Here is a 1,003-nt window from a genome sequence, read left to right as displayed (position 1 = left end):
TCGACTCCCTCACCGCCCTCGAACTCCGCAACCACCTCACCAACACCACAAACCTCAAACTCCCCGCCACCCTCATCTACGACCACCCCAACCCCCACAGCCTGGCCAAGCACCTGGCCTCGGAGCTGTTCACGGACGAGGCTGCGACGCGTCGCGTCGCAGCCACAGGGGGGAGCGCGGACACGGATGCGGACGTGACGTCCACGGAGCCGATCGCGATCGTCGGAATGGCCTGCCGCTATCCCGGCGGGGTGTCCTCTCCCGAGGACCTGTGGCGGCTGGTCGCCGACGGCGTCGACGCGGTCAGCGCGTTCCCGGACAGCCGGGGCTGGGACCTGGAGAACCTGTACGACCCGGACCCGGACCACGTCGGGACCTCGTACACCCGCGAAGGCGGCTTCCTGCACGACGCGGACCTCTTCGACCCGGAATTCTTCGGGATGTCCCCGCGCGAGGCACTCGCCACCGACCCGCAGCAGCGCCTGCTGCTGCAGACCGCCTGGGAGGCGGTCGAGAGCGCGAACATCGTTCCCTCGACGCTCCGCGGCAGCCGCACGGGCGTGTTCGCCGGCGTGATGTACCACGACTACGGGTCGCAACTTCAGCGTGTTCCCGAGGACTTGGAGGGCTATCTCGCCGGCGGCAACGCGGGCAGCGTCGCCTCCGGTCGCGTCTCGTACACACTCGGTCTGGAGGGTCCGGCGGTCACGGTCGACACGGCCTGCTCGTCGTCGCTCGTCGCCCTGCACCTTGCGGCGAACGCACTGCGGTCGGGCGAGTGCGACATGGCCCTGGCCGGCGGTGTCACGGTCATGGCCACTCCGACGTCGTTCGTCGAGTTCTCGCGGCAGCGCGGCCTGTCCCCGGACGGCCGGTGCAAGCCGTTCGCGGCCGCCGCGGACGGCACGGGCTGGAGCGAGGGCGTCGGCCTGCTGCTCGTCGAGCGGCTCTCCGACGCACGGCGCAACGGCCACCGCATCCTCGCGGTCGTACGGGGCTCGGC

General features: G+C 70.9%; 1 protein-coding gene. It reads left to right on the top strand.

The features are described 5' to 3' along the window. Nucleotides 1-1,003, top strand: a 1,003-nt coding sequence (locus ABT078_RS42565; protein ID WP_351237858.1) for an acyl carrier protein, incomplete at both ends; no start/stop codon positions are given.

It is taken from the genome of Streptomyces sp. NPDC002133 (assembly GCF_040296405.1).
Taxonomy (GTDB): Bacteria; Actinomycetota; Actinomycetes; order Streptomycetales; family Streptomycetaceae; genus Streptomyces.
The sequence above is the reverse complement of the archived record's forward strand: the minus strand, read 5'-3'. Positions and strand labels throughout refer to the sequence as shown.